At 69.2% G+C, this 14,118-nt stretch carries 14 protein-coding genes; 7 read left to right on the forward strand and 7 right to left on the reverse strand.

Annotation, left to right across the window (positions count from 1 at the left end; genetic code table 11):
* Positions 1-77: 77 nt before the first annotated feature.
* From ADK66_RS17760 to ADK66_RS17790, 7 genes are all read right to left on the reverse strand, one after another.
* Complete coding sequence (locus ADK66_RS17760; protein ID WP_053656674.1) at positions 78-1,055, reverse strand: cyclase family protein; 978 nt, start codon at positions 1,053-1,055, stop codon at positions 78-80.
* Positions 1,042-1,806, reverse strand: coding sequence for an IclR family transcriptional regulator (locus ADK66_RS17765; protein ID WP_053656676.1), 765 nt, complete (start codon positions 1,804-1,806; stop codon positions 1,042-1,044). Before ADK66_RS17765 ends, ADK66_RS17760 begins: the two co-directional genes overlap by 14 nt.
* Positions 1,807-1,868: 62 nt before the next feature.
* Positions 1,869-2,939: an extracellular solute-binding protein gene (locus ADK66_RS17770; protein WP_053656678.1), complete on the reverse strand. Its 1,071-nt coding sequence runs from the start codon at positions 2,937-2,939 to the stop codon at positions 1,869-1,871.
* A gap of 159 nt (positions 2,940-3,098) precedes the next feature.
* Positions 3,099-4,235, reverse strand: a complete 1,137-nt coding sequence (locus tag ADK66_RS17775; protein ID WP_082377517.1) for an ABC transporter ATP-binding protein — start codon at positions 4,233-4,235, stop codon at positions 3,099-3,101.
* A gap of 8 nt (positions 4,236-4,243) precedes the next feature.
* A complete protein-coding gene (locus tag ADK66_RS17780; protein WP_082377518.1) occupies positions 4,244-5,113 on the reverse strand; it encodes an ABC transporter permease in 870 nt (289 codons plus the stop codon).
* Positions 5,110-5,976: an ABC transporter permease gene (locus ADK66_RS17785; RefSeq protein ID WP_053656944.1), complete on the reverse strand. Its 867-nt coding sequence runs from the start codon at positions 5,974-5,976 to the stop codon at positions 5,110-5,112. Before ADK66_RS17785 ends, ADK66_RS17780 begins: the two co-directional genes overlap by 4 nt.
* A 51-nt stretch (positions 5,977-6,027) precedes the next feature.
* Positions 6,028-6,813: an IclR family transcriptional regulator gene (locus ADK66_RS17790; RefSeq protein WP_053656681.1), complete on the reverse strand. Its 786-nt coding sequence runs from the start codon at positions 6,811-6,813 to the stop codon at positions 6,028-6,030.
* Positions 6,814-7,051: 238 nt separating this feature from the next.
* Here ADK66_RS17790 and ADK66_RS17795 point away from each other — a divergent pair, with 238 nt between their 5' ends.
* From ADK66_RS17795 to ADK66_RS17825, 7 genes are read left to right on the forward strand one after another with little or no spacing between them, the layout of a single operon-like run.
* A complete protein-coding gene (locus tag ADK66_RS17795) occupies positions 7,052-7,972 on the forward strand; it encodes a DUF6282 family protein (protein ID WP_053656683.1) in 921 nt (306 codons plus the stop codon).
* A complete protein-coding gene (locus tag ADK66_RS17800; protein WP_053656685.1) occupies positions 7,972-8,913 on the forward strand; it encodes a 3-keto-5-aminohexanoate cleavage protein in 942 nt (313 codons plus the stop codon). The genes ADK66_RS17795 and ADK66_RS17800 overlap by 1 nt, the downstream gene beginning before the upstream one ends.
* Complete coding sequence (locus ADK66_RS17805; protein ID WP_053656687.1) at positions 8,910-9,821, forward strand: hypothetical protein; 912 nt, start codon at positions 8,910-8,912, stop codon at positions 9,819-9,821. Before ADK66_RS17800 ends, ADK66_RS17805 begins: the two co-directional genes overlap by 4 nt.
* The gene (locus tag ADK66_RS17810) at positions 9,818-10,621 is read left to right on the forward strand and encodes an HpcH/HpaI aldolase/citrate lyase family protein (protein ID WP_197281557.1); all 804 of its coding nucleotides are present in this window, start codon (positions 9,818-9,820) and stop codon (positions 10,619-10,621) included. Before ADK66_RS17805 ends, ADK66_RS17810 begins: the two co-directional genes overlap by 4 nt.
* Positions 10,618-11,391 carry an SDR family NAD(P)-dependent oxidoreductase gene (locus tag ADK66_RS17815; RefSeq protein WP_053656689.1) on the forward strand — a complete coding sequence of 258 codons (774 nt, stop codon included), beginning with the start codon at positions 10,618-10,620 and terminating at the stop codon, positions 11,389-11,391. The genes ADK66_RS17810 and ADK66_RS17815 overlap by 4 nt, the downstream gene beginning before the upstream one ends.
* Positions 11,384-12,622 carry an iron-containing alcohol dehydrogenase gene (locus ADK66_RS17820; protein WP_053656691.1) on the forward strand — a complete coding sequence of 413 codons (1,239 nt, stop codon included), beginning with the start codon at positions 11,384-11,386 and terminating at the stop codon, positions 12,620-12,622. The genes ADK66_RS17815 and ADK66_RS17820 overlap by 8 nt, the downstream gene beginning before the upstream one ends.
* Positions 12,619-14,046, forward strand: coding sequence for an NAD-dependent succinate-semialdehyde dehydrogenase (locus ADK66_RS17825; protein WP_053656693.1), 1,428 nt, complete (start codon positions 12,619-12,621; stop codon positions 14,044-14,046). Before ADK66_RS17820 ends, ADK66_RS17825 begins: the two co-directional genes overlap by 4 nt.
* Positions 14,047-14,118 lie beyond the last annotated feature (72 nt).

The raw sequence follows: 14,118 nt of genomic DNA on the forward strand, positions 1-14,118 counted from the left end.
CCGTAACGCCGGGCCGGACGTCAGCAGGCGTCCGGCCCGGCGCTCGTCGCCGACGTGGCCTCAGAAGCGGTGGGCGCTCACTTGATGGCGAGCGCGTTGGGCGGGGAGCCGACCCCACCCGGGATGTTCAGTGGTTTGCAGGTCAGGAAGAAGTCGTAGCGGCCGTCCTGCGCGCAGCTCGCGGCGAGCTGGTCGAGCCTCCACAGCTCGCCCATTGCCATGCCGAGCAGGGCGATCAGCGGTCGGTGCAGCATGCCGCTGTGGTTCACGCCGCGCTCGGGCGCGCGTTCGCCTGTCACCCGGAAGTCCGAGTCGATGACGGGGTCGGCCTCGACGGCGGGTGTGTCACTGGCGACGAGCGCGATCTCGTGGTCCCACAGCCACCGCAGTGTCTGCTCGCGTTGGGCCAGCCCGGGGGACCGGTTGCGGGTGTTGAACTCGATGCGCTCCGGGCGTGACTTCGACACGTAGTTCTCGGCCCAGCCGGTGCGCAGCAGCAGGATGTCGCCGCCCCGCCACTGGACGCCCTGGTCGGCGGCTATGGCGTCAAGCGTCGGCGCGTCGAGGACCACTGTCGTCTCGCAGTCGTACTCGCGGCCGTGCGTCGCGAAGAAGCGTGCTACGTCCAGCAGCACGCCCCGGCCCGCGATGCCCGACTCGGCCCAGTTGTGGATGCCCAACCGCATCGAGTCGCTCGTGTTGTCGGAGGCCGCGAGCCCGTTGTAGAAACCGTGTCGCGGATGGCCGATGTGGCGCAGCGCGTCCAGCTGCGACGTGGACTGGAGATAGAACGAGTCGAGCCAGTCGTCGCGGTGGAACTCGTTGTTGGCGAACACGTGGTGCGCCGTGGCCGGGCGGGTGCCGGTCGGGTACGGGTCGAAGGCGTTGACGGGGTAGTCGAGGTTGAACCTGCGGCCGCTGCGGACGAGTCGCGCGGCCGCCGCCACCCGCTCGGGCGTCAGGAGGTTGATGGTGCCCAGTTCGTCGTCGCGGCCGAAGACGTCCCAGCTCGAGTGGGGCGGGTCCGCGGAGGAGAGTTCGTCATAGGTCGGCATGTGGCCCTTCACCTGGAGCCTTCAGTTCGTCGCTGAGCGCGGTGGCGGTTGCCAGGAGTTGGTCGAGTGCGGTGGCAAGGTCGAGTTCCCCGGCGCCGAGGATCGCCACGGTGGCGCACATTCCCTGCTCGTCGAAGACCGGCGCCGCCATGGCGAACAGGCCGCCGCTGTGCCGGGCGATGCTGAACCCCTGCCGGCGGGCGGAGTAGATCTCGGACTCCAGCCGGGCCTTGTCGACCGCCGACATTCCCTCGGTGGCGGCGTCAAGCGCTGACGGATCGGCGTACGCGAGGAACAAGTGGGTCTGGGCCGCGGTCATGTCGAGCTTCGAGCCGGCGTGCACGGTCACTACGACCATTCGACTCGTGTCCTCCTCGACGAGGGCGACCACCGGCTCCGTGGCGCCGCGGATGCTGAGCACCGCCGTCATGCGGACGGCGGTGCGCAGCTTCCGCAGGTGGGGGCCGGCGATCTCGACGATGCGTTGGCGTCCCAGGGCCTGGATGCCCAGCTCCAGCATCAGTCCGCCGAGCGCGAACGTTCCCCGACGGGTGCCTCGTTCGAGGATGCCTGCGGCCACCATCGATGCGCAGTACCGGTAGGCCGTTGTGCGGTTCAGGCCGGTGCGTTCGGCAACGTCCGCCGCTGTGAGCTCGAGGACCCGAGGGCCGAACAGCGCTAGGATCTGGCCGACGCGCGCAACGGCCCGGATGTCGGAGCTCGAAGCCTCGGTCGGGTCAAAGTTCGCCATCGCTGAATCGTAGTTCACAGAGGGAACGTTCAGGTTTCAGTGTGACCCGTGGGGGAGTGGCGTCATCCGGCCAACCAATTGGTGAGCTTCGTCGTCACCTCGTTGAAGTTGGTGGCGTACCAGCCGACGTCCTGAAGGACCGTTTCGCCGGTATTGGCGGGGCCGTAGACCTCTACCTTCTTGGCGTTCTGCGAGAGGTTCGACTTGGCGGCCAGGTTCACCGGCGCGGTGCCGAGGGCCTCGGAGATGCCGGCGACGGCTTCGGGGCTCACCACCGTCGGCAGGAACCGTTGTGCGGCCTGGACGTTCGCCGAGCCCTTCGGGACCGCGAAGGCGTTGATGGAGGCGACCGTCACGTCCCAGACGACCGTGACGTCGGTGCCCTCGTCCATCAGCGGTACGAGTCGCGAGTCCGCAAGGAGGAACATGTCGACCTGCTTCGATCCGACCGCCTGTTGCAGCGCGCCGACGTTCGGGGCGAACGTCGTGACGTCGCGGATGCTGTCGAGCTTCTTGAGCGAGCGGTCGACGTCTAGCGGGTAGAGGTCCTTCGGGGCCACGCCGTCGGCCAGCAGCGGATATTCAAGGATGCCGTTCTGGATGTTGGTGAGGATGCCGCGCCGGCCGGGGAACTTCTGGATGTCGAAGAAGTCAGCGATCGTCTTCGGCGCCTTGCTGGCGTCGGGGAACGCCTCGGTGCGATAGGCGAACGGTGACGCGTTGATGAAGTTGCCGATGTAGCACTCGCCGATGGTGCCCTCGACGAGGTCCTTCTTGTCGACAGCGGAGAAGTCGAGCTTCTCGAAGAGGGTCCCGCAGTTCTGGGTGGCGGCCGCGGGGGCGACCGCCACCACGTCCCACAGCACGGAGTTGCTCTGCACCTGGGCCTTCACCTGGGCGACGTCCGGCGGTGAGGAATTGACGAATGTGACGTTGGGGTTCGCGGCCGTGTAGGGCGTCTGGTAGTGCTGGATCATCGCCTCCTGGCCGACCCCGCCGTACGCGACGAACGTCAGTTTGACCGGGCCGTCCGGGTCTGTCGCAGAGGCCGTCTCGCCGCCACAGGCGGCCAGCAGGGCCACGGCGGTGATCGCGCTGATGGTCGCGAGACCGCGACTAGTTCTGGTCACCATCGTCACTTCCTTCGGTATAGGTCCGTACGCGAGCCTGATTGTTCAAAGTGCGGTTCATGACTTCGTAATATGAACGCTAAGCGAGGGTGACGTGGCTGTGCAAGGGCCGTTCAGGCACGATGTTTGGAATACGTCGACCGTTGTTCACGTAGTGAACGATCAGACGGCTACGACACGTTGCTTCTCGATCCGCCACCAGGCGACGATCGACTGGCCGACGCTCAGGTCCGTCTGCATGGCGTCGAACCTCGCGCGCCCCACCGTCCCGCCGCGGCCCAGCGAGAGCGCGGCCGTGCGGTAGGAACCCATGTAGCCGATGTCCCGGATGGTCGCGGCCACCGAGTTCGCCCCGGCCGGCACCGCGCCGCCGTCGGTGACGATGTGGACGTCCTCCGGCCGCACCACAAGGGCGACCTGCCCGCCGGCGCTCGCCCGGGACGACACGGTGCGGGAGTCGAGAGCCCAGACGTTGTCCTCCCACACCACGGTGTCGTCGGCGCTGCCGGACAGTTGGAAGACGTTCGAGTCGCCGAGGAAACGCGCGGTGAAGAGGGTCTCCGGTGCCTCGTAGAGTGATTCCGGCGTGCCCACCTGCTCGATGCGGCCTTCGTTGAAGAGCGCGATGCGGTCCGACAGGTTCATCGCCTCCTCCTGGTCGTGGGTGACGAACACGAACGTCGACCCCACCTCGCGGTGGATCCGTTGGATCTCCAGCTGCAACGAGGACCGCAGGTTGCGATCCAGCGCCCCCAGCGGCTCGTCGAGGAGCAGCGCTGTCGGGCCGAAGACGATGGCGCGGGCGAGCGCGACCCGCTGCTGCTGGCCGCCGGACAGCTGGGCGGGATAGTTGTCGTCCCGGCCGGTCAGCTGGACCAGTTCGAGCACCTCGGCGACCTTGCGCGCCGTCTCGGCCCTGGACACCCGGCGTTCGCGCAGCGGATAGGCGACGTTCTGCGCGACAGTCATGTGCGGAAAGAGCGCGTAGTTCTGGAAGAGCATCCCCAGGTTGCGCTTGTGCGGGGGAAGCGCGCTGACATCGGCCCCGTTGAACGAGATCGTCCCCGCGGTGAGCGTCTCGAACCCCGCTATCAGGTTGAGCGTCGTCGTCTTGCCGGAGCCACTGGGCCCGAGCAGCGTCATGAACTCGCCAGGTTCGATGGTGAGCGAGACGTCCGCGACGGCGGGAACCGCCAGGCCGTAGTCCTTTGTCACACCGTTGAGGCGGATCTGCGTACCGGCCCGCGGCGCAACGGATTCGGGCGCGGGCGCGACAGTGGGGGACGGCGTTGCAGGCATGCGTACTCCTAACGGGTCTTTCCTCGGCTACCCACGAACTGCAGGACGAGGCAGATGATGGTGACCGCGGTGACCACGAGGCTGGATGACGCGGCGATCGTCGGGTCGATCTCGACGGTGACGCTGTTGTACATCTGCACGGGCAGCGTCTGGAACAGCGGAGAGCGCAGGAAGAGGGCGATGACGACCTCGTCGAACGACGTCACGAACGCGAAGATGGCGCCCGTGATGATGCCCCTGCTGATCAGCGGCATCGTCACGCGCAGGAAGGTGCGGTGCGGCGGGGCGCCAAGTGACGCCGACGCGCGCAGCAGCTTCGGGTCGAACCCGCCGAGCGCGCTCGTGACCGACACCAGCACGAACGGCACGGCTATCGCGGCGTGCGCGAGCACGTAGCCGGTGATGGTCCCGACGAGCTGCCACTTCAGGAAGGAGATGTAGACAGCCACCGCGATGACGATCGCCGGCGTGACGATCGAGATCATCAGTACGGTCCGCGCGAAACGCGCCAGCCGCCCGGTCAGGTTGTGCAGGCCCAGCGCGGCGGCTGTCCCCACCACTGTCGCGAGCGTGGCCGAGAGCACTGCCACAAGCACCGAGTTGCGCAGCGAGGTCAGCCACACCGGGTTGGTGAAGAAGTTCTCGTACAGCTTGAGCGAGAAACCCTTCGGCGGGAACTGGAACGTCGACGCGGAGCTGAAGCTCATCGGGATGACGATGAGGGTGGGGAGGATGAAGTACAGCCCGACGAGGATCACGATGGCGGTCAGCCACCACGGGATCGGGTCCACCCCCCGTGCGCGTCGGCGGGTGCGGCGCGGGCGGGGCGCCGTCGTCTCGCCCGCCTCCGTCTGGATGTCACGCAACGCGCGGGTCATGGCTGATCCTTCGTACGAGTGGCGGCGACGACGCCGATAGCCGAGATGGTGCCCCCGAGGCGGTTCGCCCAGGCGACGAGCACGAGGGTGACGACGAGCACGAGCATCCCCAGCGCGCTGGCACCGGCGAAGTCGAGGAGCTGGGTCGTGCGCTGGCCGAGCAGTTGGGCGACGAGCGACTGCTGCGGCGAGCCGAGCAGGGCCGGCGTGACGTAGAAGCCGAGGCTCAGCGTGAAGACGAGGATCAGCCCGGCCACGACGCCGCCGCGCGACAGCGGCCAGTACACCTTCCAGAAGGCCCTGAGGGGATGCGAGCCGAGCCCGCGCGCGGCCAGCAGCAGTCGCCTGTCGATGCCGCTGAGCGCACTGAACAGGGGCAGCACCATGAACGGGAGCAGTACCTGGCTCATGGCGATCGTCACCCCGCCGACCGTCCCGTACAGGACGATGTCCAGGCCGAACTGCTCCAGGAACGAGTGCACCGGACCGTTGCGCTGCAAGATGATGATCCACGCGAAGTTGCGGGCCATCACCGACGTCCAGAACGGGATCAGGACGATCACCAGGAGGACGCCGCGCAGTCGCGGTCCGACCCGGGTCATGAGGTACGCGTACGGGTAGCCGAGCAGGAAGGCGATGACGGTGACCATTGCCGCCGTCATCGCGGTGCGGGCGAGCACCCGCAGCGTCACCCCGTCGGTGAACAGCGTCTGGTAGTGCTGGATCGTCCAGTCCGGACTTCCGGCGCTGCGGACGAGGCTCTGGCCGAGTGGGACGAGCAGGATCACGGTGATCAGTGCGAACGCCGGCACGAGCAGGAGCCACTGCGGGCTCGGGGTGCGCCGCCTCGCGGGACCTGGCATCTTCACGTCCGCCTTCCGCCCGTCATCCCGGGCTCGTGTGTCCTGCATGGGTCAGCTCGCAACCAGCGAGCCAAGGGTCTGCGCCGCCTGCTCGAGCGCGTGGACGCGCTCGGTCGACTGGTCCGCGGGGCGCAACATCGCTGTCGTGCCGAGAAGCGCCATCGCGGCCTGGACGTTGCGGGTGGCGAAGACGGGTACCGCCACCGACACGAAGCCCTCCCGGTCGAGGTCGGCCCAGGCGACCCGGTGGCGCCGTACGTCGACAAGCGCGTGCCGCTCCACTGCGGCCTCGGTCGGGGTGAGCCGCTCGTGTGCGCGGGCCACAGCGGCCGGGTCGGACTGGAATGCCAGGAGGACGCGGGTCTGCGCCGCCCTGTGTTCGAGCACGGTGCCGACGCGCACGGTGAGCACGATTGTTGCCTGGTTGGCCTCCTCGACGAGCGTCACCACAGCGCCTGACCGCCCGAGGAAACTCAGCACCGAGGTGAGCCCGGTCCCGTCCGAGAGCTGACGCATGACCGCGGGCGCGAGGGTGAGGATCTGCTGGCGCACCGACACCAGCGCGGAGAGCTGGTCGAGCAGTGGTCCCGGTCCGAATGCGGTGTTGAGGAACCCGGCACGCTGCAACGACTGGAGATACCGGTGCGCTGTCGTCCGGTTCAGGCCGAGCCTGTCTGACACGAGCGCCGGCGTGAGGCTGCCGGTGTCCTGGTCGAGGAGCGCGAGCACGCTCGCGGCGCGATCGATCGACTGGATGGTGGCCGTCCGGGACGGACCGGCGGGGAGGTCCTGCCTGCCGGTGCGGCGTGCGCGATGGCCGTGACGCTCGCCGCTCATCTCACACCGCCTCCGGGAGTCACGTCGGGCATGTGTCGTGCATGTGTCCGGGCTGTGTCGCAAGTAGAGCAGTCGAAAGTTCATAGGGCAACCCTCAACTTCGTATTGTGAACAGCCGTCGGTGCCTCCGGGTGGTCTGGAGTGCGCTCGGGGCTGTGGACACACATGAGCGTGATCCGTATATTGAACTTTCATTACGCATCCCGAACACGCACCACCGACTCAAGGAGGTACTCGCATGTCCGTCGCCGAGGAGACGCGCACGCCGACGCCCGGGCTGCTCAAGGTGCTGGACGGCGCCGTCGACCTCCATTGCCACTCCGGTCCGAGCCCTTTCCCCCGCCGCTTCGACCACGTGGAAGCGTCGTACGACGCGGCCCGGATCAACATGCGCGCCATCCTGTGCAAGTCGCACCACCACAACACCGTGATGGATCTGCTCGCCATGCGAACGCAGCTGGCGAACGCGCCGACGCCCATGTACGGCGGGGTGGCCCTCAACTCCGAGGTCGGCGGCGTCAACCCGTCGGCGGTCGCGGTGGCGATCAACATGGGTGGCCGCTGCGTGTGGGGGCCGACCGTGTCGGCGGGTCAGCACATCCGCGCCCACAGCCACGACGACGGTTTCCCGAGCGCCACAGGCAACCTCTACGAATCCGAGGTGTCGATCTTCAACGCCGCCGGTGACGTGTCCGAGGAGGCGGACCTCGTCACCCGCCTGGTCGCCGACGCCGGAATCCTGCTGACCGGGGGCCACCTCGACGGCGAGTCGATGTCCGCCTACTTCAAGACGGCAAGCGCGAACGGGGTCAAGCGCATCCTGCTGCACCACCCCGACTTCATCGTCGACGTCTCCGAACCCGACATCGAGACGATGCTCGGCTACGGCGCGTTCGTCGAGCACGAGCTCTCGATGTACCACCCACAGGTGCCCGCACCCCGCTGGCCCATCGAGCGACTCGTCGATTGGATCAACAAGATCGGCCCGGAGCGCACAGTGCTCGACTCGGACCTCGGTCAGCAGGGCAACCCGCTCCCTGTCGACGCGTACATCCTGATCGTCCAGCAGTTGCTCGACCACGGCATCTCCGCCGCCGCCATCCGCCAGATGATCTGCCGCAACACCGCCTACCTGCTCGGTCTCGAGGAGACCAACTGATGCGTACGGCTGAGAAGGTCATCATCACCACGGCGGTGACAGGCTCGGTGAACGTTCCCTCGCAGAGCCCTCACCTGCCGCTGTCGGCGGCGGACGTGGCGCAGGCCGCCGTCGAGGCGGTGGAGGCCGGCTCGGCAATCGTGCACATCCACGCCCGGCATCCGGACGGGCGGCCCGCCTTCGAACCCGAGATCTTCGAGCAGATCATCCCGCGCATCACCGAACGCACCGACGCCGTCATCAACATCACCACCGGCGGTTCGTCGGCGATGACGATGGAGCAGCGGCTCGCGGCGGCAGTCCGGTTCCGCCCCGAACTCGCCTCCATGAACATGGGGTCGATGAACTTCGTGTACTCCGGGATCGCCGACAGGGTGACCGAGTGGCGGTACGCGTGGGAGAAGCCCTACGTGCTCAACACCTACTCCCAGCCGTTCGTCAACACGTTCGACCGCATCGAGCACACGCTGCGCACGCTCGGCGCGAACGGAACCCGGTTCGAGTACGAGTGCTACGACATCGGTCACCTGTACTCGCTCGCCCACTTCGTCGACCGGGGCCTGGCCACGCCGCCGCTGCTGATCCAAGGTGTCTTCGGCATCCTGGGCGGCATCGGCGCCGACCACGAGAACCTCGAACACATGGTGCGCATCGCCGACAAGCTGTTCGGCGACGACTACTCGTTCTCCGCGTTCGCAGCGGGGCGGGACCAGATGCAGTTCGGCACGCACAGCGCCTGGCTCGGCGGGCACGTGCGGGTGGGCCTGGAAGACAGCCTCTGGATCGGCAAGGGGCGGCTCGCCGAGAGCAACGCGCAGCAGGTCCGCAAGATCCGCGATGTGATCGAGGACCTCGGCAAGGAGATCGCCACGCCAGCCGATGCCCGCGCGCTGCTCGCGCTGCGCGGCATCGAAACCGCCGAAGGGAGCCCACGCGCATGAGTACGTATGCCGCAGACGACATCCGGTCGCGCCTGACGACCTCGACCCCCACCCGGGCGGTGGACGTGTCCACGCCCATCAGGCCCGCGCAGTGGATCGAGTTCCACTCCTTCGCCCCGACGGTGGTCGGGCCGAACGGCAGCAGGACCTGGATCGCCCGCGCCGCCAATCTGGTGATCGCCTACACCGAGGCCAGGGCGGGCGACGTGTTCGCCCGCGCCGCGCAACCGGACGAGTACACGGTCCTCATGTACTCGTCCAGCGCCCCCGTCACGGTGTCCACCGCCGGCCGTACGGAGTCGGTGTCCGAGGAGGCGTTCGTCGTCGTACCGCCGGGCGACAGCGAGATCCGCGTCGACGGCGACGGCACACTCATCCGGCTGTTCTCCAACCGGGCCGAGGACCTGTGCGCGAGTGCTGTCAACGCCGCGGCGTACGCCGAACCCGACGAGCGGGTGGCTCCACTTGCGCCCTGGCCCGACCCGGTCGGCGGGTTCGCGCTGCGCGTCTACCGGTTGGCTGACACACCGATCGCCGAGGGCCGGTTCGGTCGCATCTTCCGGACCACCAACCTCATGGTCAATTTCCTCGCCGAGGAGCCGAAGCCCCGCGACGTCCGCAAGTTGTCGCCGCACCACCACGACGACTTCGAGCAGGTCTCACTGGCCGTCAAGGGCCGTTTCATGCACCACATCCGCTACCCGTGGGGCCCGGACTCGACGCGCTGGCGGCCCGACGAGAGCCGTGAGATCGCCACCCCGTCGATCTGCGTCATCCCGCCGCCCACAGTCCACACGACCCAGGGGGTCGGCCCGCACCAGCAGCTCATCGACATCTTCTCCCCGCCGCGCGAGGATTTCTCCGCCTCGGGGTGGGTGTTGAACGCCGACGACTACCCGATGCGGTGACCGGCCTGCCGGGGCAGTCGAGCCGATTCCGCGAGTCCCTCGCCGACGTCCACGCGCCGGCCCTCGGCACGTGGGTGAAGATCCCGGCGATGGAGATCATGGAGCTGGTCGCGCTTGCCGGCTTCGACTTCGCCGTCATCGACCTGGAACACTCGCCGATCACGCTGGAATCGGCGTACCAGCTCATCGGTACCGCGCTCTATCTCGGTGTCGCGCCCCTGGTCCGCGTGCCGGGCACCGACGCGGGTGTGGTGCAGCGGATGCTCGACGCGGGCGCCGAGGGCATCATGATGCCGCACGTCGACACGGTCGAGCAGGCCCGCGCGGCGGTGTCGCTCGTGCGCTTCCCGCCGCTCGGGTCGCGGGGTGTCGGCTCGACCAGCCGGGCCGGCGCGTGGGGTGCCCGCTCCCGCGCGGAGTACCTCCGGTACGGCCAGCGGGAGGTCGTGCTCATCGCGCAGATCGAGAGCGCCGTCGGCGTGCGCAACGCCGGGGCGATCGCCGCGGTCGAGGGTGTCGACGCGTTGCTCGTCGGCGCCGCGGACCTCTCGGTGAGCGAGGGTCGGACCGAATCCGACCCGGCCATCGCCGCCCTGATAGCGGTGACCATCGAGCAGGCGCGCGCGGCCGGCGTTCCGGTAGGCAACGCGGGCGGTTCCACGGTGGAGGCCGTCCGTGCGGCAGTGGACGCGGGATTCCGGTTCACGACCATGAGCAATGACGCGAGTTTGTTCGGCGCCGCCGCGAAGGCGGCCGTCGACGCGGCCAGGACCGTGACGTACGAGTTGGAGGGTCCATGACTGACGCACAGACGAACGCTGCGCCGCTGAGCGGCAAGGTCGTGCTCGTCGTCGGAGCGAGCGCGGGGATCGGCGCCGACACGGCGCGCGTCCTGGCCGCCGACGGCGCGGCGCTGATGCTCGTGGCACGCACCGAGGGACCGCTCGCCGCGTTCGCCACCGAGCTGACCTCGGCGGGGCACGACGTCGCGTATGCGACCGGCGACGTGTCGGACGCCCGGGACGTCGCCCGGTTCGTGGACGCCACCGTCGAGCGGTTCGGCCGGCTCGACGGCGCGTTCAACAACGCGGCGATGACGCAGGCCGGCCGCCTCGACGAGGTCTCCGAACCGGACTTCGACCGGATCATGGCGGTCAACGTGAAGGGCACGTGGCTGTGCATCCGCGAGGAGGTGCGGGTCATGCGGCGACAGGGTGCGGGCTCCATCGTCAACGTGAGCAGCATCGGCGGGATGCGCGGCAGCTCCGGCATGGGCGCCTACCAGGCCACCAAGCACGCCGTCATCGGCCTGACCCGCACCGCCGCCCACGACTTCGGCCCGCTCGGCATCAGGGTGAACGTCATCGCGCCCGGCCCCACCGAGACCCCCATGCTCGCCAAGACCCGGCTGGCCATCCCCGGCGGTGTGGAGGCGCGGGTCGCCGCCACGCCGCTGCGCAAGGTGGGAACCGGAACCGAGGTCGGTGCCACGGCGGCGTTCCTGCTCAGCGACCGGGCCAGTCACCTCAGCGGCGTCGTGCTGCCCGTCGACGGCGGTTTCAGTGCCTGACCCGGGAAACGGCACCGTCGGGACCCTCCGGCTCCCCGCACAGGTGCACTTCGGGTACGGCGCGCGGGCGCAACTGCCGGAGGCCGTCGGTGTCCACGGCCGGCGGGTGCTCGCCGTCGTCGACCCGTTCCTCGTGCGGACCCCGTTCCTCGACGACACCGTCGGCGCGCTCACCGCGGCCGGGCTCGACGTGCGCGTCTACTCCGACATCACACCGGAGTTGCCCGTCGACACCCTGGACACCGCCGCCGCGACGGCCCGGGCGTACGGCGCCGACGTCATCCTCGCGATCGGCGGCGGAAGCGCGCTCGACGCGGCCAAACTGATCGCGCTGCTCTGCGCCCACGGCGGCCCGCTCAGCAGGTACTACGGCGAGAACCTCGTGCCCGGCCCGGTGGTCCCGATCGTGGCGGTGCCGACGACGGCCGGCACCGGCTCGGAGGTGACACCCGTGGCCGTCGTGTCGGACCCGACGCGGGACCTCAAGGTGGGCATCTCCAGCCCGTTCCTGGTGCCGGTAGCGGCCATCGTCGACCCGGAGCTCACCATCGGGTCGCCCGCGACGGTGACCGCGTACGCCGGCATCGACGCGCTCGTGCACGCTGTCGAGTCGTACACGGCACGGCCCTTCGACCTCGACTGGTCCGCTCGCCTGCCGGTGTTCACAGGTCGCAACGCCCTCGTCGACGGCATCGCGCTGCGCGCCGCGGGGCACCTCGGCCCGTGGCTGCCGCTGGCCGTGCGGGAGCCCACCGATCGGCGTGCACGCCAGGAGGTCGCCATGGGCGCGCTGCTCGGGGGGATCGCGTTCGGCTCGACCGGCACCCACCTGTGTCACGCCCTGCAATACCCGATCGGCGCGCTCACCAGGACCCCCCACGGGCTCGGCACGGGACTGATGCTCCCGTACGTCCTCGACGCTCTGCGCGTCGATGCCGACGTCGCCGAGCGGACCGCGACGCTCGGCGCCGCGATCGAGGGGATCCCGCCCGGTGAGGCCTCTGCCGAGCGGACCGTCGCCCGGATCGCGCGGATCAACAGCGAGATCGGCGTGCCCGCGAGCCTCGCCGACATCGGCGTCGAGCGCGCGCACCTGCCGCGGCTGGCCGACCTGGCACTCGGTTCGACACGCCTGATCGCGATAGCCCCTGTCGCGCCGTCGCGGGAGCTGCTGCTAGACATCCTCGAACGCGCCCACGCGGGAGCCCTGGCGGATCGGAGTGCCAAATGACCCTGCACGCGGACCTGTTCATCGACGGGCAGTGGCGGGCCGGCTCGGACGGTGAGCGTTTCGACGTCGTCGACCCCGCCGACCTGTCGACAATCGCCCGCTTCGCCGTCGCCTCGGAGCAGGACTGCATGGACGCCGTCGACGCTGCGGCCGCCGCGCAGGACGGCTGGGCGGCGACCGCTCCGCGCGAGCGCGGCGAGCTGCTCCGCGCCGCCTACGAGATCCTCACCGCCGAGGTCGAGGTCTTCGCCGAACTCATGGTCCGCGAGAACGGCAAGTCCTGGGCGGACGCGATCGGGGAGGCCACCTACGCGAAGGAGTTCTTCCGCTGGTTCGCCGAGGAGGCAGTGCGTGTGCCGGGCGACTACCGGCTCTCGCCCGCAGGCGACAAGCGGATCATCGTGGACCGGCAGCCGATCGGTGTCTCGCTGCTCATCACCCCGTGGAACTTCCCGGCAGCCATGGCGACCCGCAAGCTCGGCCCCGCGCTCGCCGCGGGGTGCACGACGATCCTCAAGCCCGCCCGGGAGACACCTCTCACGGCGGCGTACGTCGTCGAGGTTCTGCGCCGTGCCGGGGTTCCACGCGGCGTCGTCAACCTTGTCACACCGGTCCCGACCGGCCCACTCGTACGGCGGATGATCGATCGTCCCGAGGTCCGGAAGCTGTCGTTCACCGGCTCGACCGAGGTGGGCCGCGAGCTGCTGCACGCCTGTGCCGACAGCGTGGTGAGCGCCTCGATGGAGCTGGGCGGGAACGCGCCTGTCGTCGTGCTGCCCGGTGCCGACCTGGAGACCACAGTCGCGGGCGCCCTGCTGGCGAAGATGCGCAACGGGGGCTCGGCCTGCACCGCTGCCAATCGCTTCTACGTGCACAGCTCCGTGCACGACGAGTTCGTCGCGCGGATGGACGCCGCGCTCGCCGCCGTCTCGGTGGGTCGGGGGCTGGACCGCAGCAACGACCTCGGGGCGTTGGTCTCCGTGCACGAGCGGGACAAGGTGGCCAGCCTCGTGCGGACCGCCGTGTCGGAGGGCGCGACGCTTGTGCGCGGGGGGCAGTCGTCGGCCGACGGTGCCTTCTACGACGCGACGTTGCTCACCGACGTTGCCCACGGCTCGACGATCACCACCACCGAGATCTTCGGGCCGGTGACCGCGGTGGTCCGCTTCGACGACGTCGACGAGGCGGTCCGGATGGCGAACGACACCATCTACGGCCTCATGGCGTACGTCTTCGGCGAGGAGCGCGAGGCCATCGCCGTGGCCCGCCGGCTCGAGGCCGGGATGGTGGCTGTCAACAGAGGTGTCGTGAGCGATCCGTCCGCACCGTTCGGCGGTGTCAAGCAGAGCGGCCTCGGCCGGGAGGGCGGCTCCGAGGGGATCCTGGAGTTCCTCGAGGAGAAGTACATAGCCCTCACCGCCTGACGGCACAACCACGAACCGCACCGGGTCAGCTGAAGTTCCAGCCAACCCGGTGCGGTGTCGTCCCGGGGGAGT

The organism is Micromonospora sp. NRRL B-16802, assembly GCF_001279555.1.
GTDB classification, from domain to species: domain Bacteria; phylum Actinomycetota; class Actinomycetes; order Mycobacteriales; family Micromonosporaceae; genus Micromonospora; species Micromonospora profundi.